General features: G+C 40.4%; 19 protein-coding genes and 3 pseudogenes. 5 read left to right on the plus strand and 17 right to left on the minus strand.

The genetic code is table 11. The features are described 5' to 3' along the window. Window positions 1-11 precede the first annotated feature (11 nt). The gene (locus AC0L6R_RS06790; RefSeq protein WP_473270511.1) at window positions 12-1,694 is read right to left on the minus strand and encodes a DUF2207 domain-containing protein; all 1,683 of its coding nucleotides are present in this window, start codon (window positions 1,692-1,694) and stop codon (window positions 12-14) included. 220 nt (window positions 1,695-1,914) lie between these two features. Beyond that, complete coding sequence (locus tag AC0L6R_RS06795) at window positions 1,915-2,475, minus strand: LemA family protein (protein WP_473270512.1); 561 nt, start codon at window positions 2,473-2,475, stop codon at window positions 1,915-1,917. Between the two features lie 325 nt (window positions 2,476-2,800). On the opposite strand from AC0L6R_RS06795, the gene katG reads away from it, so the two are divergent. Then, a complete protein-coding gene (katG, locus tag AC0L6R_RS06800; protein WP_473270513.1) occupies window positions 2,801-5,065 on the plus strand; it encodes a catalase/peroxidase HPI in 2,265 nt (754 codons plus the stop codon). Window positions 5,066-5,537: 472 nt separating this feature from the next. On the opposite strand, the gene AC0L6R_RS06805 is transcribed toward katG, so the two are convergent. From AC0L6R_RS06805 to AC0L6R_RS06815, 3 genes are read right to left on the minus strand one after another with little or no spacing between them, the layout of a single operon-like run. Further along, window positions 5,538-6,329, minus strand: a complete 792-nt coding sequence (locus tag AC0L6R_RS06805; RefSeq protein WP_473270514.1) for a polysaccharide deacetylase family protein — start codon at window positions 6,327-6,329, stop codon at window positions 5,538-5,540. Between the two features lie 9 nt (window positions 6,330-6,338). After that, complete coding sequence (locus AC0L6R_RS06810; protein WP_473270515.1) at window positions 6,339-7,088, minus strand: HNH endonuclease; 750 nt, start codon at window positions 7,086-7,088, stop codon at window positions 6,339-6,341. Between the two features lie 40 nt (window positions 7,089-7,128). Further along, window positions 7,129-8,460 carry a GntP family permease gene (locus AC0L6R_RS06815; protein WP_473270516.1) on the minus strand — a complete coding sequence of 444 codons (1,332 nt, stop codon included), beginning with the start codon at window positions 8,458-8,460 and terminating at the stop codon, window positions 7,129-7,131. A gap of 199 nt (window positions 8,461-8,659) precedes the next feature. Here AC0L6R_RS06815 and AC0L6R_RS06820 point away from each other — a divergent pair, with 199 nt between their 5' ends. Next, window positions 8,660-10,732 carry a beta-N-acetylhexosaminidase gene (locus AC0L6R_RS06820; protein WP_473270517.1) on the plus strand — a complete coding sequence of 691 codons (2,073 nt, stop codon included), beginning with the start codon at window positions 8,660-8,662 and terminating at the stop codon, window positions 10,730-10,732. Window positions 10,733-10,960: 228 nt separating this feature from the next. Here AC0L6R_RS06820 and AC0L6R_RS06825 read toward each other — a convergent pair whose 3' ends face one another. The 12 genes from AC0L6R_RS06825 to AC0L6R_RS06880 form a co-directional block, all read right to left on the minus strand. Next, window positions 10,961-11,437 carry an acyl-CoA thioesterase gene (locus tag AC0L6R_RS06825; protein WP_473270518.1) on the minus strand — a complete coding sequence of 159 codons (477 nt, stop codon included), beginning with the start codon at window positions 11,435-11,437 and terminating at the stop codon, window positions 10,961-10,963. 109 nt (window positions 11,438-11,546) lie between these two features. Continuing rightward, window positions 11,547-11,849 carry a DUF1330 domain-containing protein gene (locus AC0L6R_RS06830; protein WP_339867229.1) on the minus strand — a complete coding sequence of 101 codons (303 nt, stop codon included), beginning with the start codon at window positions 11,847-11,849 and terminating at the stop codon, window positions 11,547-11,549. Window positions 11,850-11,895: 46 nt separating this feature from the next. Further along, window positions 11,896-12,540, minus strand: a complete 645-nt coding sequence (locus AC0L6R_RS06835; protein WP_473270519.1) for an MOSC domain-containing protein — start codon at window positions 12,538-12,540, stop codon at window positions 11,896-11,898. Window positions 12,541-12,703: 163 nt separating this feature from the next. Then, entirely contained in the window at window positions 12,704-13,114 is a 411-nt protein-coding gene (locus AC0L6R_RS06840) for a type II toxin-antitoxin system VapC family toxin (RefSeq protein WP_473270520.1), read from the minus strand. Next, window positions 13,115-13,366 carry a DUF6364 family protein gene (locus AC0L6R_RS06845; protein WP_473270521.1) on the minus strand — a complete coding sequence of 84 codons (252 nt, stop codon included), beginning with the start codon at window positions 13,364-13,366 and terminating at the stop codon, window positions 13,115-13,117. It abuts the gene before it with no gap. Between the two features lie 426 nt (window positions 13,367-13,792). Continuing rightward, window positions 13,793-14,626: a hypothetical protein gene (locus AC0L6R_RS06850; protein WP_473270522.1), complete on the minus strand. Its 834-nt coding sequence runs from the start codon at window positions 14,624-14,626 to the stop codon at window positions 13,793-13,795. A 3-nt stretch (window positions 14,627-14,629) separates the two neighbouring features. Next, window positions 14,630-15,580, minus strand: coding sequence for a Smr/MutS family protein (locus AC0L6R_RS06855; protein ID WP_473270523.1), 951 nt, complete (start codon window positions 15,578-15,580; stop codon window positions 14,630-14,632). Then, entirely contained in the window at window positions 15,577-16,875 is a 1,299-nt protein-coding gene (locus AC0L6R_RS06860) for a cryptochrome/photolyase family protein (protein WP_473270524.1), read from the minus strand. Before AC0L6R_RS06860 ends, AC0L6R_RS06855 begins: the two co-directional genes overlap by 4 nt. Before the next feature lie 158 nt (window positions 16,876-17,033). Continuing rightward, complete coding sequence (locus AC0L6R_RS06865) at window positions 17,034-18,740, minus strand: translocation/assembly module TamB domain-containing protein (protein WP_473270525.1); 1,707 nt, start codon at window positions 18,738-18,740, stop codon at window positions 17,034-17,036. A gap of 38 nt (window positions 18,741-18,778) precedes the next feature. Further along, window positions 18,779-19,369, minus strand: coding sequence for a hypothetical protein (locus tag AC0L6R_RS06870; protein WP_473270526.1), 591 nt, complete (start codon window positions 19,367-19,369; stop codon window positions 18,779-18,781). Window positions 19,370-19,375: 6 nt separating this feature from the next. Next, window positions 19,376-21,043 (minus strand): hypothetical protein, encoded by a 1,668-nt coding sequence (locus AC0L6R_RS06875; RefSeq protein ID WP_473270527.1) that lies wholly within the window; start codon window positions 21,041-21,043, stop codon window positions 19,376-19,378. 116 nt (window positions 21,044-21,159) lie between these two features. Then, a complete protein-coding gene (locus tag AC0L6R_RS06880; RefSeq protein ID WP_473270528.1) occupies window positions 21,160-21,621 on the minus strand; it encodes a hypothetical protein in 462 nt (153 codons plus the stop codon). A gap of 29 nt (window positions 21,622-21,650) precedes the next feature. Here AC0L6R_RS06880 and tsaD point away from each other — a divergent pair. From tsaD to AC0L6R_RS06895, 3 pseudogenes are all read left to right on the plus strand, one after another. Then, a pseudogene (gene tsaD, locus AC0L6R_RS06885) lies at window positions 21,651-22,666 on the plus strand (tRNA (adenosine(37)-N6)-threonylcarbamoyltransferase complex transferase subunit TsaD). A 2-nt stretch (window positions 22,667-22,668) separates the two neighbouring features. After that, a pseudogene (smpB, locus tag AC0L6R_RS06890) lies at window positions 22,669-23,139 on the plus strand (SsrA-binding protein SmpB). A 68-nt stretch (window positions 23,140-23,207) separates the two neighbouring features. Further along, window positions 23,208-23,688 (plus strand): annotated as a pseudogene (locus AC0L6R_RS06895) (hypothetical protein); the annotation flags it as partial.

Raw genomic sequence — 23,688 nt, forward strand, 5'->3', positions numbered from 1 at the left:
ATATGAGTTGATTACCAGCTTCCGCCTCCACCTCCACCAAATCCTCCGCCAGATGAACCACCGCCACCAGAACCTCCAGAGCTAGATGGGGAACTGACCATAGTAGATTGAGTGGATTTTATGGAATTGTTAAATGACTTTGAAAAGTGATTCATAGACATCATTCTTCCTGTGGAGGAATAATACCAAGTGGGAGGTTGGAGATTTAGTCCGTCAAATTTTTTAGCCCATTTATCAAACATTCCAAATGCTAAGGCATAACTCATCGTAGTTTCGAAATAGGTGGGATCTTCTTGGAGTAGCATTTTGAGCTTGTTTTCCTCAGCTACTTTGATGAACTGCTTGAAGCCTTTCAGCTCAGACAAAATCATAGTTCCTTCTTTGTTTTTCTTGATCAAAAACTGGCTCATGATTAATAGAAATAAACCAGACACACCCATTGCTATGGCTGCAAGTATTCCCCAGAAAAATAAGAAAGCGGGGACTAGAATGAACATCAATAGTATCAATCCGATAATGGTGTAATTTTTGATTTTACGGGATTTATTGACATAATATAATTGAGCGGCATCTTTCAAACTCCCATTTGCGGTACTCATGGTAGTGTAGAATTTTTCCTTGAGGCTGCTGACGAGAACTTCTGTTTTGCTGGCAAATAGACCATTAAATAATTGGCGCTGATATAATGGCGCATCTGCTTCAATTTCCTTCAACTTGGTGAGCTTGGTGTCATCTTTTGCAAACCAACCCTTTTCATCAATCTCCTCAATAGTCAGGTAGCCATGAGATGCCCAGAATGGAATCAAAGAGATCAAGTCAACAGTATCTCCAGAGTCATCGATCAAGAAACCCACCATAGCTGGATCCATGCCTGGAGGTGGATAATAACTAGTTGTGGTTGTTACATGATCGTCTTTTCCATGTTTTTTCCAGATGGAATAGAACCCAAAATAGACAAAAGGAAGAATCAGAGTCCAGCCGTAGTCTGTCCAGAAAGGCCAGAGTGGCTTGATTTCTTTAATGCTTCCCAGTGGTAATTTCAGCAAAACCGTCACTGCTTCTCCTCCCGAGGAAACTATGCCTTCCTTGCTGCTACCCGAGTAAATTCCATTTGCATAGCTGGTCTCAAAGTCATTTGTGGGAACATTCGATCCAATGGTACCTGAATACAAGAAATAATCATCTTTCTGAAGAGAAACTCCATTGGGAAGGTGAACCTGAAAATCTATTTTATTAAAAGGAGCATACCAGTCACTCGGCTTGATATTCCAATAGAATTGGATTGCTTCTGATTCAAAAAGGAAAGCATTCTCCACTCTATACCGGATTTCATATTGCTGAGGACCTTCCAAGGTCACATTTGCATCACCGATTTTAATTCGGGCGTTATCAGAATATTTCTGTCCAAATGCTGAAGGTGCATCAAATTTGTATCCAGGGACCTCGATTTGACTGAGTTTTAGTTGACGTTTTTCCAGCTCGCCTTCTTCAGTTTGCAAGTCATAAGCCAACTGAATATCCCTAAAAATTCCATGCTTTGGCACTTCGAAATTAAGGTTGTATTTCTCTACCACATCGAAGTATCCTTCCTCGTGAATAGTAATATCCACTGAATAGGAAGTGACACTAAAATCTTGTGAAAAGGCTTCTAGCTGCGCAAAAAATAAGAGAAATAGAAAGGCGGTTTTTTTCATACTAATGCTCATGAACTTGTAAGAATCTCATGGAAAATGGGAAGGAAAGTTGATCAATAATCAATGATTTGGCGCTCCTTCGAATTTGAAAATCTATTGCCAATAGCATAAAAACAAAGCTACAAACTGGATTTTGGTGTGCATCGGTCACCCTACTTCGGGCATTTAGCCTGAATAGCAAAGAAAGCAATGCAACTTGAATGATTGAGAAAAATATTGGTTAATTAAAACTCACTTTCACATTTTCCCGGCTTTCTGGCTCAGCTTCGAAATAGTCAAAATGCTTGTAATTAAACATGCCTGCTACAAGTACTGCAGGAAAGCTTTCGCCATAGGTATTATTCTCACGGACTGTACCATTATAATAGCGTCTGGATCTCTCCAGATTTTCTTCGATTTCATTGAGTTTATCCTGTAGCTGCAGAAAGTTGGTGTTGGCTTTCAGGTCCGGATAAGCTTCACTTAAAGCAAAGATGCTTCTGAGTGTTTTTTGAAGCTGATTTTCAGCTTGAATTTGCTTATTAATATCATCTGAAGGAACAGCCATAGCTGCATTTCTTGCTTGGATCACTGCTTCAAGGGTGTCCTTTTCATGGCTTGCATAGCCTTTTACCGTTTCTACTAAATTTGGAATTAGATCATATCTTCTTTTGAGAGCTACATCTATGTTGCTCCATGCATCCTTCACAGTGTTTTTGTTTTTTACAAAACGGTTGAAAATTCCGACGAGAATAACTCCCAGCAGTAAGACGATTCCTATAATAATGAGCGGTGTTACCATATTAGATTGAATTTAAAATAAATTGAGACAAGAAGACTTAAAAAACTACAAACTGTCAAATCCCAAAGATTTAACATTTTCAAAATACTACCTTTTAGCGAAAACTCAACAAAATCGGCAAATTGAAGCGGGCTTCAATCACGTTAAAAGTAGCTTGTTTCCAGAATATTTGATAATTTGAAAAGGCACTAACTATGTAAATGTTGAGGGCTTTTATAATAGTCCTCATAAGAGTCATAGTTTTTATCAATTGAATTTTTTATTACATAAAGAAACCATTGTCTAAATTAGCTCTCGATAAAAATTAAAAACAAACCCTAATAATATGGATAACAAAGAAAACGGACATAACTATACAGACCCTGTTTGGGATGTCAATGATAGCGAGGTAAAATGTCCTTTTACCAGCGGAGCAATCCACAAAACTGCTGGAGGCGGAACTAAAAATCGCGACTGGTGGCCAAATCAATTGAACCTGAATATACTTCGACAGCATTCTTCGAAGTCTAATCCCATGGATCCTGACTTCAACTATGCAGAAGAGTTTAAGAACTTGGATTTGGCAGCAGTAAAAAAAGATTTGGCTGATTTGATGACTGATTCTCAGGACTGGTGGCCAGCTGATTTCGGGCATTACGGTCCTTTTTTTATTCGAATGGCGTGGCACAGTGCAGGTACCTATCGAATAGCTGACGGTAGAGGTGGTGCAGGATCTGGATCTCAGCGGTTTGCGCCACTTAATAGCTGGCCAGATAATGCTAATTTGGATAAGGCACGCTACTTACTTTGGCCAATTAAGCAGAAATATGGTAATAAGCTTCCTTGGGCAGATTTGTTGATTCTAGCGGGTAATGTCTCGTTGGAAACGATGGGATTGAAAACTTTTGGTTTTGCAGGTGGACGTGTGGATGTATGGGAGCCAGAAGAGGATATTTACTGGGGTTCTGAGGGAGAATGGCTCGGGGATCAAGACAGGTATGCAGGTAGTACTGATGGAGAAAGAAACCTGGAAAATCCACTCGGAGCTTCTCACATGGGATTGATCTATGTGAATCCAGAAGGGCCGAAAGGACAACCTGATCCTATCGGGGCAGCACACGATATCCGTGAGACTTTTGGCCGTATGGCTATGAATGACGAAGAAACAGTCGCTTTAATTGCAGGTGGACACACTTTTGGCAAGACTCATGGTGCTGCAGACCCAGGTGAGTACGTAGGGCACGAGCCTGAAGGAGCAAGTATTGAAGAGATGGGCTTAGGTTGGAAAAATAGCTTTGGAAAAGGTCATTCAGGCGATACCATTACCTCAGGGATTGAAGTGACGTGGACTACCACTCCTACTCAATGGAGCAACAATTTCTTCGAGAACCTATTTGGTTTTGAATGGGAATTGACCAAAAGCCCGGCTGGCGCACATCAATGGAAGCCAAAGGGTGATGCTGGTGCTGGAACTGTTCCAGATGCGCACGATCCGGCTAAGAAGCATGCACCAAATATGTTGACAACTGATTTGGCTTTGAGGGAAGATCCTGCTTATGAGAAGATATCAAGAAGATTCCTTGAAAATCCTGATGAGTTTGCTGATGCGTTCTCCAGAGCTTGGTTCAAATTGACTCATAGAGATATGGGACCAATTCAGCGTTACTTGGGGCCAGAAGTACCAACTGAAGAGTTGATCTGGCAAGATCCAATCCCAGCCGTAAATCACGAGTTGGTCAATGATGCAGACATAACTTCTTTGAAAGCTAAGGTGTTGGCTTCAGGTCTTTCGGTTTCTGAATTAGTTTCTACTGCTTGGGCTTCTGCTTCAACATTCCGTGGATCAGATATGCGTGGGGGTGCAAATGGTGCTAGAATAAGACTTTCTCCTCAGAAGGACTGGGCGGTAAATAACCCTTCACAACTCGGTAAAGTAATTGATAAATTGGAAGCTATTCAGAAGGAATTCAACTCTAATCAAGTTGGAGGAAAGCAGATTTCTTTAGCAGATATGATTGTATTGGCTGGATGTGCAGGCGTGGAGCAAGCAGCTAAAAATGCAGGAAAGTCAATTTCTGTTCCTTTCACACCTGGGCGGGGAGATGCTTCTCAGGAGCAAACAGATGTTGCCTCTTTTGCTGCAATGGAGCCTGCAGCTGATGGTTTCAGAAATTATTTCCGACCTACACATAAAGCTTCTGCTGAAGAAATGCTCGTAGATCGTGCACAGTTGCTGAAACTTACTCCTCCTGAAATGACCGTATTACTTGGTGGTATGCGTGTGATAGGGACGAATTTTGATAATTCTAAGCATGGTGTGTTTACATCCACTCCAGGTGCTTTGACCAATGATTTCTTTGTGAATGTCTTGGATATGGGAACTTCTTGGAAAGCTGCGGATTCAGGACAACACGCATTCTTGGGTACTGATCGCAAGACTGGTCAAGTGAAGTGGACAGGAACTCGAGCAGATTTGATATTTGGATCCAACTCTGAGCTACGTGCTTTGTCTGAAGTGTATGCTGCTTCTGATTCTTCTGACAAATTCTTAAAAGACTTTGTCGCTGCATGGGATAAAGTGATGATGCTTGATCGATACGATCTAGCTTAAGATGAAATCCTAGGAAAAAGTTAAAGGTGATCTGGAAACGGATCACCTTTTTAATTTTAACCGCGTGGTACGCAGAGAATTTCGCAGAGGGCGGAATTAATTTATTTTAGCCGCCCAGGGCACGGAGTTTCGCAAGGATTATATCTTATAATTCGACTACTGTCAGGTTTCGGTCCCAAATAGCTATCAGGACCGAAACTTTTTCACTATGAGCAATTTAGCCGAAATCAAAGTTTGACATGTTTAGCATTTTGTCCCAGCGGGACAGTTGGCCGGTATCTAAATTTCATAAGGTTAGGTTTCTTCGTTCCGTAGGAACGTATGGTGTCAATTCTTGACCAGTCGTTCCTACAGAACGAATCTCGTTGAAAATATTTTCTTGCTACCATCCACTGGTTCCTACGGAACGGAATTTACTAGAAATCGCTTATTTCAATTCAAGAGATTAAAGCCATTTCTTATGTAGGCTACTTTAATTACTAAGCTTTTTCGACAAATCAGGCTTGATTAAGCGCTTTGCTTCTTTCACATCAATATATTCCTCCAAATCCTTTAGAGAAATCACTGTGAATCCATTTTCTTTTAGATATTCCAAATACTCCTTGAAAAGTTCAGGTGGAGTGTTCACCCAAGGATGCTCGATGTCCGGAACTCCATGAATTGTCATAACAACGATCTTTCCTTCTTTGGCTTGTTCAAAGGCTTTCATGATCTCCACTTTGTTCTTTTCATCAGTTGCCCAACTAGGTATCAAATAGGGATGATCACTCAACGGATCGTAAGCTCTGCTTCCTCCAGCCCGGGCAAAGACATAGTTTTTTGCTTCCAAATATTCGAGCGCATCAGTATTTAATCCATAACCTGGATAGGCAAAATTGGTGGGCGTGGGAACTCCTAGTGAGTCACATTTCTGTTCTATGTACCCAAGTTGCTGATTGAATTCTGCTTGGGATAATTTACTGACATTGGCGTGGGTATGCGTATGATTTGCGATTTCAAAGCCCATTCTATCTATTTCCCGAATTTGACGCAAATTCATATATAAGGTGCTGTCTGCATAATTCGGTTGAAACTCACAGACAAAGAATGTCCCTCCAAATCCAAATTCCTTTAGCAAAGGAGCGACAATGGAATACTGACTTGCCGGCGCATCATCAAAAGTCAAAACGACTAGTTTATCAGGGATTGGCTTTTTGAGAATTTGGGCGCTAACAAAATATGTTTTAGTGGTGACTAAAAGAAATATACAGATAATCTTTTTCATAAACCTACTTCATGGCTGAAGAGAATAGCCTTTTAAAAGGTTTTTAAGTTCTTCAATTGTTAGTGGAGGGTTTTTCTTATGCAACATTGAATGACAATTGGGGCAAACAGGTCTTAAATCTTTAATTGGATCTATTTGATAAATTTCACCAACATCAGAGACTGGAATTAAATGATGAACGTGGATAAATCCTTTTCCTAATTCACCATATTTTTTCTCAAAATCAAATTCACAAACAATGCAAACGGTACTCCAATGTTCAATACATTTTTTTCTAGCTTCCCGATTTCTTTCAAATGCATTTACAATTATTGTCTTTTTTAACCCTTCATATAGGGTATATGATTCCTTGGGTAATTCTTCTGAATGTTGCTCAAGATCAGTTAATTCCATTTGCTCCATAGCCTTAGCTAATTCAGATTTTAGTTTCCAAATAAATATGTTTGAATTTTGATAACCATCGAAAAATATATCCCATTTTCGTTCAGACCCATCTTCCCTTCTACTAAATCTAATTGGAATTTTTTTTGCAAGTCTTTTGCCCCAATTACCCATTTCTAAGTTTATGGGACTAGAAGTGTTTGTTCCACTATACCCTAAAATCAACCCTATCTGGCCTGCCGATGTTTTATGATCTTCAAATGAATACATTATTTGAAGGATAGAGATGTTTCTTGAAGTGGTAATCTCCTTGTCATGAAGAACTTCTATCCATTGCATCTCACTCAATGTTGTACCAGAATGATAGTCTTCTCTCATAATTCATGCATGTATGCCATTTTTAAACAAAAGTACGTTATCACCCTACCATCAATGTAATCAGGTATATGACGCTTATTGCCGTCACAGACATAATTAATGTACCTAGGCTATGTGTTTGATTCCCTTGCTTGATAGATAGTCCGGAGAGTTGGGTTACAGCCCAAAAGAAACTGTCATTGGCGTGGGAAATCGCCATAGCACCGGCTCCGGTGGCCAAAACTGCAAATACGCGCATGGTTTCAGAGTCTAGCCCAAGAGAACCAAGCAACGGAGCAATAATTGAAGCGGTTGTGATCATTGCCACAGTTGAGGAGCCTTGGGCTGTCTTTAATGCAAAGGCAATCAGGAATGGAAGAAAAATTCCCCAGCTTGCTCCACTCATACTTGAGCTCACCAGATCACCGATTCCTGAGTTTTGCAGCATTTTCCCGAATACTCCTCCTGCGCCCGTAATCAGAATCACAGGCGCTGCGATCAGAATTGCTTCACCGATCCAGCCAGAAGAGGAAAGTAACTTCGCGTCAAATTTCTTTGGAAGGGTAAAGGCCATAAAAGATCCCAGAAGCAAGGCGATGACTGGACTTCCAGCGAATTGGATAAATGTGTAAAAACCACCTTCCCCCAAAGGTTTGGTTGGATACTTTGCGATGGAAGCGATTATAATAAGAATCAGAGGAACGATGATGGGCAGGAAAGATGCAAATGCTGAAGGTCTTTCTTTTTTATCAATCTCCTCAGTTTTGACAGCCATTTTTGGGATTAAAGGAATTTTGTAGGCTACTTTTTTGATGAAAATATAGCTTGGAATCAGCGTAGATAGACTCACGATCAGCCCATAAAAAATAATCATTCCCAGATCCGCCTCATAGATTCCTGCAGTGGCAATTGGCCCGGGAGTCGGTGGGACCAACGAGTGAGAAGCGGTGGCACCGAGAGCCAAAGCTATGGTAGTCGCGGCATAAGGTACTTTTCCTTTCAGTGAAAGAGATTTACTGATGGGGTTCATCATGATGAAGGTACTATCTCCGAATACTGGTATGGATAAGATATAGCCCGAAATCATCATCGCAAGTGTGATCGATTTTTCTCCAATCCAAGAGAGAATCTTCTCCGCAATAACGATTGCTCCCCCGGTTTTTTCTAAAAATGTTCCCATCATCACACCGAGCAAAATCAGTAATCCTATACTTCCTAAAACTCCTCCAAAACCTTCGGAGATGGATTTTAAAATCAACTCCCCGGACATTCCGGAGAGAAGCCCATATAAGATGGCTCCGCAAAAAAGGGCAAGAAATGGATGGATGTCGAATTTGACGATGGCAAGAAGAATCATTGCCAAGGCAAAAAGGATAATCAATAGTGTAAGCATTATAGGTTAGGTTGGGTTTGAGAAAAGAGCTTGAACAAAATGAGTTACAAACCTTCAACCTAAAAATTAGATAAAAAAAGGGAATAATAAAGCCATTTGCAGATATAGCTTTCAATTTGTTTGTTGAATGGGTTCAGTAGCTTTTATTATTTGGTATTTTAGCCAATTCATAATTCTTTGTATCCAATAACCTCTTTTCATGCGTTTATTTTCAATTTTCAGTCTCCTCTTTACCTTAATGATTTTGGCTTCCTGCCGCTCAACTCCAAAGAAAGAAGGAAGCTATATGATTCTGCCAAGTCCTACTTCTTTAGAAATTACAGGCGTTTCTTCACTTTCTGCTAAAGAAATTCAAGAATTTGTCAAACAGGCTAAAGCTGATTTCATAGCAGGGAAATCGTTGGCAGGTACAAGTGACGTTTCGCTTAGTTTAGAGACAACTTCAAGCTTGAAACCTGAGGCTTACATACTGGAGATTACTGAGGAACAAGTGGAAATCAAAGCGGCGACCAAAGTTGGACTTTGGTATGGGGTGATCACACTCGGCCAGTTGGTGCAGGATGCTTTGGACCAAGATGCGGCTTTGCCTTTGATCTCAATAAATGATGAGCCTGCGCTAAACTATCGAGCGATTCAACTCGATGTAAAGCATCACTTGGAAAAGAAAGACTATTACTACGAGCTTATGGATCGCTTGGCAGAATTGAAAATCAATGGGATAATTCTGGAGATAGAAGATAAGCTGGCTTTCGAAAAACAACCCAAAGTAGGTTCATCAGATGCATGGTCCATCGCAGAATGGAAAAAGCTGAGTGATTATGCTATGGCTAGAAATATTCGGATTTCCCCTTTGGTTCAGGGTCTGGGACATGCTTCATTCATTCTCAAGCATGATGAATATAAAGATCTGCGGGATGATCCAGCCAGCGATTGGGCTTTCAATCCACTAGACGACCGAACTTATGAAGTGCAGTTTGACTTGTATTCCGATGCACTCGAAGCTTTTCCACACGCACAATATCTCCATGTAGGGGGAGACGAAGTTCATACTACCGGGAGAGAAAGTGGTAAATCTCCATTAGAGCTGCAGTTGATCTGGCTGAATAGAGTCAGTGAATATGCTGATAAAAGAGGGTTGACTCCGATTTTCTGGGATGATATGCCCTTGAAAAACGCAGGAGTGTATAATTCTATATTTAATAGAAATCTTTCTGAGGCACAGGTAGATAGTATCTGGACTGCTAATGAGCCCAACCTCAATAAATACGTGGATATGTTTCCGAAAAACTGCGTTTACATGCGTTGGAACTATAGTGCGCCGGAAACTCCAGGGAATAACAGGGCAATGCAGTGGTTTACCGATCACGGATTCCAAGTGATGGGGGCTACAGCAGGCCAGACACGCTGGAACTTGATGCCGCTTGAAGAAAGTAACACAGCCAATATTCGGGATTTTGCATTGATATCTATCGATAATAAAGCGGATGGGCTGTTGTTGACGCTTTGGGATGATGATTCCCCGCACTTTGAATTGTATCAAAGAGGAATTGCGATTTTTGCTGAATACACATGGTCTGGCAAAAAGCGTAGTTCGGAGGAGTTGCATGCAGCCTTTCGCCATCGATCTTTTGGTTCTGGATTGGTGTCTGAAGATTTTTCATTTATCAATGACCTGGAGCCTTCGGTAGCTTTTTGGAAAAATGCTTTGCTGGAAAAAGCTGACAGAAATATATTGAAGGGGATGGGAAACCCTATGCAGGATGCTGTTTTGGCTTTGCCGGAAGCAAATGCTCCGGGACAATGGACTGAACGAAATAAGAGTAAACTGGAGAAAGCGCAAGCCAGTGAGTTAGTTTTAGACTCTGTTCTCTATAAAATTTCAGAATCCAAGAAAGCTGCTTTAAGAAATTCCTATACACTTGAAGTCTATGAGCAAGTTGCCAAAGTCACACAATTCACCAATAAGTCTCTATTGCTACTGGCGGAATGGGATCTAGCCAAAACGGCTAAGGAAAGAGAAGCCACAAAGGAAAAACTTTTGAATTTAGAAGGGGAGTGGAAGAAGCAATTAGCTGAATTGGAAACAGTATATGGTAAAACTAGAGAGTTGAATAAACCTGATGATTACATTTTGGATCAGGACCATCATGTGCATTTAGCGAATCAGGCGATCAAGTTTTCGGATTGGCAGTTTTACGTGGAGGATCTATTTCTCCAAAAACTCAAGGAAGGAAATAGTTTGGAGATGAAAGGAGATTTGGACAATAAGTAGGTGATTTGAACCGCGAAAGACGCGCAGGTTTTCGCAAAGAGCACAATTATTGGTTGGCGTATCAAGAGAACTTTTCCAAAGTTTTGAACTTTGGAAAAGTTACGCTTATTCAAGCGTTACGACGGAATGCATTCGACACAAAGCAATTCCTTTTCCTCAGACCAATTGTCCGATGGGACAAAATGTTACCTTCGAACTAACCACTTTTTAAAACTTCTTACTTAAAATCTACTCATTAAAAAAAGGCTTCATCTCGTTATGAATATCTTCTCTGAGTGATTTCAGTCGCGTTGCGTATTCTTCCAACTTCTTTTCTTGATCGGTTTGAGGAACCCAAGGCTTTACTTTTTTCGGATTGCCATTTTCGTCAACAGATACGAAAATGATGATGCAGTGCGTCTTTTTCTCAAATTCTATGTGTCCAAAATCTCTGGAATAAACTTCCACCATAATGTGTATGCTGGAGCTACCCGTGTAAATCACTGCACATTCCACTTTGATCACATCTCCGATATTGATAGGCTTGTAAAACCGGATACCACCCACATAAACTGTTACGCAATAGCTTTCCGACCATGTTCTGGCGCAGGTATAAGCTGCTTGATCTATCCATTTCATCACTACACCTCCGTGTACTTTTCCTCCAAAATTGATATCTGAGGGTTCGCTGATAAACTGGAATGAGGTTTTGTGTGAGGTATCCATAGGGTTGATAGTTTTTTAAAAGTTGCTAAGCTAAGGGATATTTCGGTTTTGTGCAGGATGAAAAGAAATTCAGGAGGTGGTTAATTTGGATTTTGATGAGGTAGCTCACTTACAGTTTTGATCCCTTGATCAGCCAAACTGACTTGATGGATTTTTCTTTCAAATGGATATGTTTTTGGCGCTCCTCATCTTTGAAGAAGTCTGCTACATCCTGCTCGTTTTCGAATTCCACCAAATGGATTTCAAAAGGCATTTCCATGTTTTGCTCAATAATGTTGTCAGAACTTGGTCTATATCTGAGCAACAGTTTTCCATTATGTTTAGCAATCAGCGGAATGGCTACTGCTTCAAACGCTAGAAAGCTTGCCTCCTGACCGTCGAGAATGTAAATAAGCTGTGTGAAATAGATCATTGCTATTGTTGGTGAATCAATGGTTTACTCAGATTTCGGCTCCGTTCTAGGCTTTAGGTTCAATGTAAGAACTTAGTAAAAACCGCTTCTTTGGAGGAATAGCTTTGCTGCTCGCAGCGATTTTCAAAAGCTCCTGATTTTTCTCTTTGGCAAAAACTAGTTGGAATAAATCAGCTACTGAGATACTATTCTCTGGGCGTTCAACCAGAATGAATTCATCATCTACGTCCACATACCCTTCTTCCAAAATGCTGAGATAAGTTCCACCATATCCGTGCTGGATAAACTGCTTGATTACCTGTTGAGTCCCAAACTTATGCCCGAATTTATAGCAAGGTTCACGATACTGAGAAACCTGAATCAAGGTTTCCCCAACTTTATAAATATCACCTAGATATACTTCATTTTCATCAAAACCGGAAACTGTCAAGTTTTCTCCAAACATGCCCCATGACCAATCCAAATCTGGATACAAGGCTTTCCAATATGGATATTGCTCTGCCGAAAAGATATAGCAGGCTTTGTAATAACCGCCATGATTTAGTCTGTTGGAGACTTCATCTTTGATGACATCGTTTTTTGTAAGGTAGATGGGCTGTCCGGTAGGTTTTTTATAAATCCCGGTAGTTTCTTCCTTTCCGTTCCAGATAAAAGTGGTCGGCTTTCCAATGTTGGTTGAGATGATTTTCATTCTAAAAATGCGCTTAATGGAATTTCAGACTAATTTATCATGATTTTCGAGAAATTCTCAGCGCATCACAGGTTCATTAGTTTTCTAAAATCCCGGTAGTATTCACCGTTAACCTTGAGATTTTAAACACTGAATTTGACTTTTTGATAAAAAAGTAATCAGGTTACTTCTTCAGATACATTTCAGGAGATAATATCGCCAGATCGCTTTTCTTAAAATCCTTCAAGTTTCTAGTAAGTATAACTGATATTTCACCATTGTAAAGCGCAGCACAATTTTGAAGAGCATCTTCGAAATCCTTGAATTCAGAGTTTAAAGCAGCAAGTACAACTTCCCTGTTCATTGTAGTGATCTCAATAATGCTTAAAAGCTGTTTCAGCTTTTCTATGATTACCTCATGTTTGGCAATTTTGCTTAGAAGGTAATAGACGTTAGAAATGATGACTGGCGTGGTATAGCCAATTAATTGCCTCAACTCACAGCGAAGAAAAATCTCTGTAGCGTATTGAGAGAATGGTTCTCGGTCAAAGAAAAAATCCAGAATCACGTCCGAGTCAATAAGTACCTTATCCATTTACAAATGCTTTTCTTCAAGGGCTTTTTTCAACTCTTCTTTGTAATCAAGATTTTCAGGCATTTTAAATGAGCCCCTTAGCGATTTGACTATAGGAGTAAGCTTAGGTTTGTTCTCTTCTCTTATTTCCCGAGTAAGGCTTTTTAGATAGTTTTCTATGATGTCAGAAAGGCTTCGGTTTTTGTCTTTCGCATATTCCTTTGCTTTTTGAATCACATCCTGTTGTATAGTTAAGGTGAGTTTGGTATTCATAAGCTGTTTTTTCAAATTTAACAAGAAAGCAGTACACGTGTCCACTTTCTTTTTCTTACACGTGCTATTAAGTTTATGGTTTTGTCTTTTGATTTTCTATATGGCAAAAGCTTTTTTTAATTAGTATTGAAATATTTCAAAAATTGACACTACTGTTAAGATTAGACCCATAAATGAACCAATAAGTAATATAGCGGATGGGATTTCGTAATAAAGGTTTTCACTAGACTTCACAAATTGGAAGATTAATCCACCAATAATTAGAGGGATGGTTATGAAGATAAAATAAGTCCAAAATATTGGGATTAAATTGAATACAATTACCAGTATTCCTACAATTTTCGGTTTGTAGATTAGTTTATCCATTAAAATCGGAATGTCAATAAGCTTATCAATACCAAACTTACTGTATGATTTACCATCGCCTTACCCCAAAATCTTATCGAACAACTGATGTGCCTGAGCCTCAGCTTGGGCCGAGAGAATTTTCTTTTCTGCTTTGAGCTCCTTCGCCCAATCCAGATACTTTTTGGAAACATCTTCTTTTGCACCCAAAAAATGCATCAATGACTGAAGTGACAGGTGGTTAGAGTACCAAGGTTTCAAATTGTTTTTCAGCACTTCTATTTCCTCATGGATTCCTGTAATAAAAATAGGGTTGAAGCCCATCTCAATTAATGTGTTTTCCAACATGATGATGGTTCGCAGCCCTTCAAAAGTGTCTTTCAATGCCTTACTATCCATTGCGCCTTTGTGGTCTAAATTAAAAAACTCCAGTTCATCTTGTATGATCTGGTTGACGGCGGTGTGGATAGCCAACGGCTTTATGCCTCTGCTTGCCGCTTGGGCTTTATGGTGAAACTCGTCCCAGCTTTTCAGTGTGCTTCCTACTATCAAGTCAAAAGCTTCGGTATAAAGCTTCTTCTTGTATTTACTCAGGTGGATTCTATATCCATTGTACTTGATTCCCAGCGCTTGCTCCCGGTTATTCAAACTTTTCTCTGCCAATTTGAAATGATGGATTTTCCTCAGACTTCTCTTCATCTGTTTGAAGTCCGAGAAAATATTGAAATTCAATCCTTCAATATCAAAGTGAACCTTAGCCATTAAGTCAGCATAGAGCTCCAAAAAATCCATTTTGCCAAGAAGTTCTATGGCTTTTTTAGATTTGATTTGCTTTCCCAAAACCAAGAAAAGCGCTTTGGCTTCCTGGTGTTGGGTTTCAAAAAGCTGAAAGACAGGGGATATCTTAGCCTGCATAGTTTAGGAGATTCTGACAAGTGTTGCTCCATAGCCCCACTGGTCTTTTTGAGTATCCTGAAAATACTTAATATTTTGATGCTGACTCAATCGCTTGTGAATTTCTTTGCGGAGCACGCCATTTCCGATGCCATGAATGAACGTGATCTCGTCCATTCCTGAAGCAATCGCCTGGTCTAAGTTTCTATCAAAAGCTTCCAATTGAATCCGAAGCATCTCCGAATTACTCATTCCTTTTGGATCAGTGGCTAGCTTTTCTATATGTAAATCAATTGATCTGGATGGTTTTACTGCCTTTGGAGTTTCAGTCTTTGGCCTGATTTCGTCTAGTTCCTGATTCAGCGCACGGATATCCAATTCTTTGGTTGTCTGCTCCAAGCCAAAAATGTATGCTGTTTTATCCAACCTTGGCGCTTTGCTCAGGTGTTTGAAAAACTGAGTAGGCTTCATCTTCAGCTGACGCTCGAAAGCTGGGATTGCCTTTTCCAAGGTGTTATGAATCGGAATAAAGCGAAGCAAGAATGCCGGCCATTCGTCCATTTCCTTAAGCATTCTATCGTCAAATTTCTTTGCTTCGCCTGGATTTAGTGTAGCAGCAAGTAATGTTCGTTGATTGGTTCCGAAAACTTCTGATGCATGCGCCAAGTAAGGCTGACGACTGTCATTGATCAGATAAAGGCTCAGACTTTGGTCATTGATCGGAAGAAAAGCGAGGTATAGCCCTTGATCTTTTGGACCAGAAATAGGGATTGGAGTTTCGATTTCTTTCTCTTCTACAGCCTTTTCTCCAAAATGCTGTTTTTCAGTTTCGTGAATTAGTACCAGTTCTGATTTGAGGGCAGGAATGATGAATCCATCCTCGATTTCGATTTGCATTCTACCACTAGCCGAAATTTTCCGGATGATTCCTTCTTCATTTCCATGTAGTAATCTTACTCGGTCTCCGATATTCATTGATTCAGGGCTGATTTGTAGGTGTCGATTGCACGTTGCCTTGCAAATTTATGATCTACTATCGGTTTTGGGTACTTATCTGAGTTTATTTCAGGAATCCATTTTTTGATGTACTTCCAGTTCTTGTCAAATTTCTCCTGCTGAGAACTCGGATTGAATACCCGGAAGTAAGGCTGCGCATCTGTTCCGGTCCCAGCTGCCCACTGCCAACCGCCATTGTTGGAGGCCAATTCAAAGTCCAGTAATTTCTCCGCAAAGTATGCTTCCCCCCAGCGCCAATCGATCAGCAAATGTTTGGTCAGAAAGGAAGCAACGACCATTCGCACGCGATTGTGCATGTAGCCAGTAGCATTGAGTTCACGCATACCGGCATCTACGATGGGATAGCCAGTTTTCCCTTCGCACCAAGCAGCAAATTCTTCTTCATTATTTCTCCATGGAATTTGATCGTAAGCAGGTTTGAAAGCTTTATCAACCACTTCAGGGTTAAATGCCAAAATCATCATGTAAAACTCCCGCCAGATCAATTCATTCAGGTAGGTTGCATTTAGTTCTTTGGCTTTCGATGCAAGCTGTCGAATAGAAATTGTGCCAAAGCGCAAATGAATTCCGAGCCTAGATGTACCGTTTTTGGCAGGGTAATCCCGGGTTTCGTTATAATGTGCGATGATTTCTTCATCTGCAGTTTTGGAAGGAATAGAGATGTCGCTTTTCTCAAAGCCGATTTCCTTCAAAGTTGGGAGTGGGAATTCCTCCGTTTGAAGCAGATTTTTCCAATGCATAGGTTTGAATGCCTCGAGCATGGAAGGATTTAGCTTGCTCAGCCAAACTTTGCTGAAGGGAGTGAAGACCTTATAAAATTCCCCAGACCCGTTCAGAATTTCTCCAGGCTCAAAGATTAATTGGTCTTTGTATTGATGTAATTCAATATCCTGCTTGTTCAGCAACCTAGCTACTTTCTCATCCCTACTTTTGGCATAGGGCTCATAGTCCCGATTGGTGTATACAGCTTGGATGTCGTATTCTTGAAGGAGCTCTTTGTAAATGCTCTCAGGGTCACCGTATTTGATTAGCAGAGAAGATCCTTTTTTGCCTAGTTCTCCATGGATTTTACTAATCTGATCGTAAATGAATTCCACTCGCGCATCGGTCTTATCTTCTAATTTATCAAGTATGTTCTTGTCAAAAATGAATAGTGGTAAGATATGCTCACCTTCACCTAGGGCTTTAAATAATCCATGGTTATCTTCTAATCTAAGGTCTCTTCTAAACCAGAAAATGCTGATTTTTTTCATTGGGATTTTATTAAAGTAATAGTGTGAATGGGGTGATTGTTTAGAGTTTTTACATTTTGGTATTTCCTGCAGATTTACGTGGATCAAAACACGTGGGTAGCTGCAGATTTCATATAGTTCTATTTTTAGTGAAAATCAGCGACAATCAGCGGGAAATTTTACTCAAAACTCCCTTCTTTCAATAGCTTAAACCTTCTTTCGCGATTCAGGGAGTCAAGCCTTTCTTCTATATTATCAAGTTCAATTTTTTCCCATTCCGTTTTATTTTCAAACTGGTAGCGCAAGAAATCATCCTGATCATTTATCATCAATTTTTCTTTTTTCTTACGGGTGATTTTATTGAACAACTCCGAAAAGGAATTAAATGAAACACTTTGAGATACAGCAACGCCATAGGTAGAGACGTTTTTCGACAGAGAAAGCGAGGTAAATGTATTGAAGTTATTTCTGTTGAAAATTCTGATTCGGTACACCCCATCCTCGGTAAGCATGTATTCAGCTTGCCAATCGCCAATGATGGATGATGCACTGGCATTTCCCTGATTATTGGTAAAACCACCATCTCTAGATACGCGGAGGCGTCCATCTAGGAAAGTGTAGGCAACGCTAAGTTGGAAGGTTTCTAATGCATTTTGATCCAGACTCGCTACATCCAAATCAACTTCGAGATTTTTATCTACCTGGCCAAGAAAACTATTGAGCTGTGAGGATAGCAATTGTCCCAAACTGGATGAAATATTGGAAACACCGGAAAATTGTCCCTCTGGGGAGAAAGATCGTGTCATAATTACAGAGAAGACCTGACGGTTCATTTCCTGCTCATCATTAGCAATCTTATTCTGGAAAGAGGAGATGGTCGTTTGGGTTTCACCGCTGGACGGGAATTCTGAAAAATCAAATCCAAAACTAATGTCAGGAGATAGTAATTGTCCATCCAGATTCAGCAACACTTTGACAGGGTATCGGCGAGTGGCTGTAGTACTTTGATTAGTCTGAGTGACCGAGCTTAGAAGTAGAGGCTGCAAAGATACACTTTCAGTATATTCTGCTGAAATGTCCATTATTCCGCTATAGGGGTCTCCATACCATGTAATTCTACCGCCTGGTTTGATGCTGAATTGCTTTTTCACCACATTATAAAGGGAGAAATTATACATGCCCTCCGTGATTTCGTAGGTGCCATTTAGCGTGAAATTCCCTTGTGTGTCCACATTCATTGTCAAGACTCCACGCCCTCGCCCGGATATACCTTCCTCTGTTCGGGGATCGATTATTATTTCAGCATAGGCATCAGGGGTTATGTCAAGCACGAAATTCATCCGTACATTTTCTATTTCCAATCGATTAATCTCCTCGGCGATTTGCTGAATCCGAACAGTGTCTTGGATATTGATCATATGGATAAAATCCTCCTGAGCCTGTGTGTTACTGCTGGTTAATGGGATATAAATCCTCGTATTTGGCTGGCTGGTAGCTCGTGCATTGATATCCAGGTTTTTAATGGTGCCTACAGCTTCAAGGGTGCCTGAGACGAATGCTGTACCGTAAAAGGTTTCATTGTCCTCATCTGTAGTATTCATCACCTGGAGATTGTTTAGGTTGGCTCTAATGTCCAAACGGATGTTAGAGAAGCCTTGGTGATTTATGCCTCCGGAGAGCGTGGCTTGATTGCCAAAAAGATCTCGCATAGAAACTTGCTGAAGGCTGATTTGATTAGGTCTGAAAAGTATATCTCCGTTAAGTAAATAGGTGGTTTTAAGATAGTTGACAGTCATTCTTCCATTGTTCAATCTTCCCGTGCCCTCCACTCTAGGTGTAGCCATCGTCCCTCCCAAGTTTAATTTACCAGAAATACTGCCTCCCATTCCTGATAAGTAGTTGGATAAAAACGGTTCGGAAGTAATTATCTAAGCTCTGCTTCATTCAAAGACGCCTGCATATTCAGTTCTTGATTTTCTGTGAGAATGTATCCACCGATGTTGATCGTTTCTTTTCCTTGATTAACATTAGTAAGGGAAACTTGCAATCGCTCTAAATCCAAATTAGCCTTTGCACTCATGTCACCTATTGGAAACTGGTTAATAGCAAATTCATTCAGACGGAATTCTCCTTGCATCAAAGGTCTATCGAATAGTTGTTCAAAAGATATGAGACCATTGGCAATACCGTCGAAGTCCTGCGGGAAAAGTGTGTTGAGTAGATCAATATTTACATTTTCTACCAATAGATTCAATCTATCCTCAGCCTTGTTGCTCGCAGTGCCTTGGATGGAAATAGACTGGTTTTCATTGAATATCTTTAGGCTATCAACTTGTATTAATCCAGGAGTAATTGTGATTAGATTCAAAGAGTCAAATTTCCATTCCCGATCAAGTACTTTCAGTGAAGAAGGTTCAAATGACAGTTGGGTATTCTGGCTGGAGAATTTGGCTACCGCATTGACTCTGGCAGCACTCTGAGTAGAATCTTGATCCAATGTTAGATCTATATCCATTTGGTTTTAGTCCCAAGTGGCTTCAAACCCAAAATTGGTAAATTGTAGGGATTTGCCTAATTCCTGTGATTTTGAATAGACATAAAAGGAGGCTAGAATGTCTGGGCTATTAATGATTTTTGAAGTGTTAAAATCTATATTAATGTTTTGAGCAGAGTTGGTTTTATACTTCAACGTATCAATGCTTGTAAAAAAATTAAAGACTGTATTCTCAGCTGTTTGATAAAATGCCCCCTCGAGAACCATGTTTTTAGACAGACTTAAATCAGGCTCAAAAAGCTGAACAATTGGGTTGATATTGATAAGTCGGAGATTCAAATCCAGGTTATAAATCTCAGAGAAATTGCGCTCCAGATCAGCTATTGGCTGCTCCTCGTTCAGCATAATTGCGATGTACTGATTAAGGAGAATGTCTAGATCTCTACTCATTTGCTCCAGATTGAATTGTCCCGAAGCAGCAGCAACTAAGTAATCAGAATTTATTGACATGGTTCGAGTGCCTCCTGCAAAAAGAGATTGGAAATTGAAGCTTCCTAGCTCCAAAAGTCTATCCTCGTAACCGACGACAATATTTCGGAATCTAGCAATTCCCTGAATGTCATCTAGCTCTATTCCTTTTACATCTATATCTAGATTTCCACTGATGAAGGCTGCCTTTTCGGTAAGATTCAATCGATCCAGAAATGCCGTATCAATTTCCAAGCTCATCCTGACAGAGTCTGTTGATTCCCGAAGATTCACCTCACCATTTGCATTGATTTTGAAATTCGGGTCTTTAACTGCTAGGTTACCTTTGAATAGATCCCTACCATAGGTTGCATCAGTTTTGATGTTGGTGTATTGGTAGTTTTTGAACCCAAATTTGCTCACATCTGCATCCACATCCAGCAGCAAGTTTGCTATGGAATTACCGGTGGTGGTGATGCGCCCATTGAGGCTTACTTTTTGAAATAGATCCCGATCTTCGGCAATTATTCCAAGATCTAGATTTTGGGTTGTGATATTTGAAACAGTTTTTGGCAGTCCATCTACCATTTCAAAACTCACCCTGCCAGTAATGTCACCAATTGAAGTTTTGAAATCACCATTGGTATCAAAGCGATGCAAATAACCCGCAAAATCAGCTGTGAGCCGTACAGTATTGAATTTGTTGATTTCTTTGGAAATATTGATCGGCAAATATGGAGCTAAATCTTTAGCTAAAATTGTAGAGTTTTTGAGTGATAAATTAATATAGGTATCATCAATATCTGGTAAACCATCTAGTCTAAATGCTCCGAAAATTGCTGTTTTTTCACCAAGCCTAATTAGGAATTCTTCTGATCTTAGATCTGATACTGGGCCAGCAATTTTTCCGGATAGATAGATTTCATCATCAATATCAGGAAGAGATGGAGCGAAAAGTTTTAAATCACCCAAATCTAACTTGGTTTCATCAAAATTAGTGATGACGACAACTTCCTCTTCAAAATTGGAAAATGCTGAAGGTGTGGCGTATTCAAAACGGAGGAAGTTTTTGACATGACTATTGACTGATTTTAGGCTTAGCCTGTCAAACTCCATGAATTCAGGCCCATATTTCATATTGGTTTTGAGTTCCATAATCTCAAAACCCGATGTGAGTTCAGTGCCTGTAAGCATTTTAATATCAGCACCGATCTCCGGACCTTCCAAGTAAAAGTTAGAAGCATTTAAAGTGATGTCTGAAAAGCGCAGTCTATTGTAATCCAGGCCTTTCGTGATCGCATCGGTGATCTCATTTACAATAAATATTTCAGAGTTTCTGAGCTCTACGCTATTGATTTTAAACTGTGTGGGTCCTGTACTCGTGCTACTCCAGAACTAAACATGTTTGATAGTTCTTCCACCCATAGATTGATATTCATGGCAGAATCACCATCATGGGTTAGTAGATGCAGCTTTGCGTCTTCCATTCGGACTTCATTAATAGTGGTGATTCCTGGGGGAATTAGCGAAAGCAACTCGAAGTCTGCATTGATCTTTTTGGCACCAATCATTAAACTATCCCGATGATCTCTAATAATAACATCGTCTAACTCAAGTGCATCCCACCAAGTGAGTCTGATCTTACCGATCTCTGTGTGGAAATTTGAATTATTATTGAGAATGCCTGTTACAGAATTAATTGCCACATTTTGAACCCAAGTGATCTGTAAACTCAGAGCCACCACAATAAAAAACATGACTAATGAAAAGACGATCCAAAGTATTACCCGAAACGCTTTGTGCAAAAAATCCTTAACTTTCGCGTTCTTTTCCAATGGGTACCAACGATATCTTTATTCTAGCAATTGAATCCTCGTGTGACGAGACCTCTGCGGCTGTTATAGCTGACGGCAAAGTACTTAATAATATTGTCGCTACACAATCTGTTCACGAAAAATATGGGGGGGCAGTTCCGGAGCCTCGCGTCACGCGCGCACCAGGAAAACCTGATCCCTGTAGTTCAGGAGGCCGTTTTGTCGATCTGGGATTTCCAAAGATCAACTTTCAGCCGTAGCATTCACTCGGGGTCCCGGATTAATGGGTTCCTTACTTGTGGGAGTGAGTTTTGCAAAGGCATTCGCTTTTGCAAAAAAGATCCCACTCATTGAAGTCAACCACATGAATGCGCATATCCTGGCGCATTTTATAGAAGATCCCAAGCCGAATTTTCCCTTTATCTGTTTGACTGTGAGTGGTGGCCATACACAATTGGTCCTGGTGAAAGATCCACTGGATATGAAAGTGATAGGAGAGACACAGGATGATGCAGTCGGTGAGGCATTTGATAAAACAGCCAAGCTGCTGGGATTGCCTTATCCGGGAGGTCCACTTATTGACAAATATGCTACTGAAGGCAACCCGAAAGCTTTTCAGTTTCCGATCACCAGAATGCCTGAATTGAATTACTCATTCAGTGGAATTAAGACGGCTGTGCTTTATTTTCTTCGGGATCAACTGAAAGAAAATCCGAAGTTTATCGAAGAGAATTTAGCAGATCTGTGCGCTAGCATTCAGTATTCATTGGTAGAGATGCTCTTGATAAAGTTGAAAGCGGCGGTCAAGCAGTATGGGCGCAGGAAGTAGCAATCGCTGGCGGAGTTTCTGCCAACTCAGGATTGAGGGAAGACGTTGATGAAGTTGGCAGCACAAAAAGGCTGGAACCTGTACATTCCAAAATTTGAATATTGTACAGACAACGCGGCCATGATTGCCATGGCAGCACATTACAAATATCTGAAAGGAGAATTTTCATCTATGGATGTAGCTCCTCTCGCAAAAATGAAAATTTAAGCATGGCTAAGGATAATAAGTTTGACAAAGTCATCAACATAAAAAACAGAAAAGCAAGTTTTCAGTTTGAATTTGTAGATACCTACGTGGCTGGTATGGTGCTGAAGGGGGACCGAAATTAAGTCTATAAGAGAAGGGAAAGCGTCCCTGACTGAGGCTTTCTGGATCTTCCTGTGACTGGAGAGCTTTATGTACGTCAAATGCACATTGCACCTTATTCCATGGCAGCTAGCTATAATCATGTGGCTATTCGTGATAGAAAGTTGCTTTTGAGCAAAAAAGAACTGGAAAAACTCGAAACTAAGTCACAGGAAAAAGGGCTGACTATCATTCCTGTTCGTATATTTATCAACGACCGAGGGATGGCTAAAATGGAGATTGCGCTTGGCCGAGGTAAAAAATCACACGACAAACGACAGGACTTGAAGGAAAAAGATGCAAAAAGAGAAATCCAGCGAATGGCCTTTGATTGATGCTTTTGGGGCTCTGCAGGCAAACAATATTACCTCTTTACCGCAGACCTACTTTTGATTCAGCACTGGTGACCCAGTTACTTTTTGGAGAATGCTATCAGACGATAGCGATGACTTCTGACCAGCAATGGTTCAAAATTTTGCATGAGGATACAGGGTTAGAAGGCTGGATCACCACTCATACAATCAAAGAAATTCCGGCAGCTGACTATTACAAGTTTCTAAACACGGACTTTCAGGTGGTCACCAGTCCCATCGCTGCAATAGAATACCTTGGTACAAACCTTTATTTACTTCCTGGCAGTAGGCTCCACTTTTCTGACTTGGAGCTTTTTAATTGGCAGGATCATATTGGCTTTACCGGTTCTGTTCGCAGTCATGCGATAAAAGCTGATAGATCTCAGCTAATCGACGTGGCGGTGAAGTACGTCAATGCTCCCTATCAGGCAGGAGGAAGAAGTATTTTTGGATTGGATGAGCGACAGGGATTTGAATTAATTTTCAGCATTGCCGGCTATTCGTGGAAGTCGGGAAAAATTCCGGGCGAAA

The sequence above is a fragment of the Algoriphagus sp. 10J20-15 genome, assembly GCF_055809615.1.

Excerpts from the sequence above, each read along its gene's own strand:
- AC0L6R_RS06790 (WP_473270511.1), bottom strand. The coding sequence starts at position 1,694 with ATGAAAAAAACCGCCTTTCTATTTCTCTTATTTTTTGCGCAGCTAGAA.
- AC0L6R_RS06795 (WP_473270512.1), bottom strand. The coding sequence starts at position 2,475 with ATGGTAACACCGCTCATTATTATAGGAATCGTCTTACTGCTGGGAGTT.
- katG (WP_473270513.1), top strand. The coding sequence starts at position 2,801 with ATGGATAACAAAGAAAACGGACATAACTATACAGACCCTGTTTGGGAT.
- AC0L6R_RS06805 (WP_473270514.1), bottom strand. The coding sequence starts at position 6,329 with ATGAAAAAGATTATCTGTATATTTCTTTTAGTCACCACTAAAACATAT.
- AC0L6R_RS06810 (WP_473270515.1), bottom strand. The coding sequence starts at position 7,088 with ATGAGAGAAGACTATCATTCTGGTACAACATTGAGTGAGATGCAATGG.
- AC0L6R_RS06815 (WP_473270516.1), bottom strand. The coding sequence starts at position 8,460 with ATGCTTACACTATTGATTATCCTTTTTGCCTTGGCAATGATTCTTCTT.
- AC0L6R_RS06820 (WP_473270517.1), top strand. The coding sequence starts at position 8,660 with ATGCGTTTATTTTCAATTTTCAGTCTCCTCTTTACCTTAATGATTTTG.
- AC0L6R_RS06825 (WP_473270518.1), bottom strand. The coding sequence starts at position 11,437 with ATGGATACCTCACACAAAACCTCATTCCAGTTTATCAGCGAACCCTCA.
- AC0L6R_RS06830 (WP_339867229.1), bottom strand. The coding sequence starts at position 11,849 with ATGATCTATTTCACACAGCTTATTTACATTCTCGACGGTCAGGAGGCA.
- AC0L6R_RS06835 (WP_473270519.1), bottom strand. The coding sequence starts at position 12,540 with ATGAAAATCATCTCAACCAACATTGGAAAGCCGACCACTTTTATCTGG.
- AC0L6R_RS06840 (WP_473270520.1), bottom strand. The coding sequence starts at position 13,114 with ATGGATAAGGTACTTATTGACTCGGACGTGATTCTGGATTTTTTCTTT.
- AC0L6R_RS06845 (WP_473270521.1), bottom strand. The coding sequence starts at position 13,366 with ATGAATACCAAACTCACCTTAACTATACAACAGGATGTGATTCAAAAA.
- AC0L6R_RS06850 (WP_473270522.1), bottom strand. The coding sequence starts at position 14,626 with ATGCAGGCTAAGATATCCCCTGTCTTTCAGCTTTTTGAAACCCAACAC.
- AC0L6R_RS06855 (WP_473270523.1), bottom strand. The coding sequence starts at position 15,580 with ATGAATATCGGAGACCGAGTAAGATTACTACATGGAAATGAAGAAGGA.
- AC0L6R_RS06860 (WP_473270524.1), bottom strand. The coding sequence starts at position 16,875 with ATGAAAAAAATCAGCATTTTCTGGTTTAGAAGAGACCTTAGATTAGAA.
- AC0L6R_RS06865 (WP_473270525.1), bottom strand. The coding sequence starts at position 18,740 with ATGGGAGGCAGTATTTCTGGTAAATTAAACTTGGGAGGGACGATGGCT.
- AC0L6R_RS06870 (WP_473270526.1), bottom strand. The coding sequence starts at position 19,369 with ATGGATATAGATCTAACATTGGATCAAGATTCTACTCAGAGTGCTGCC.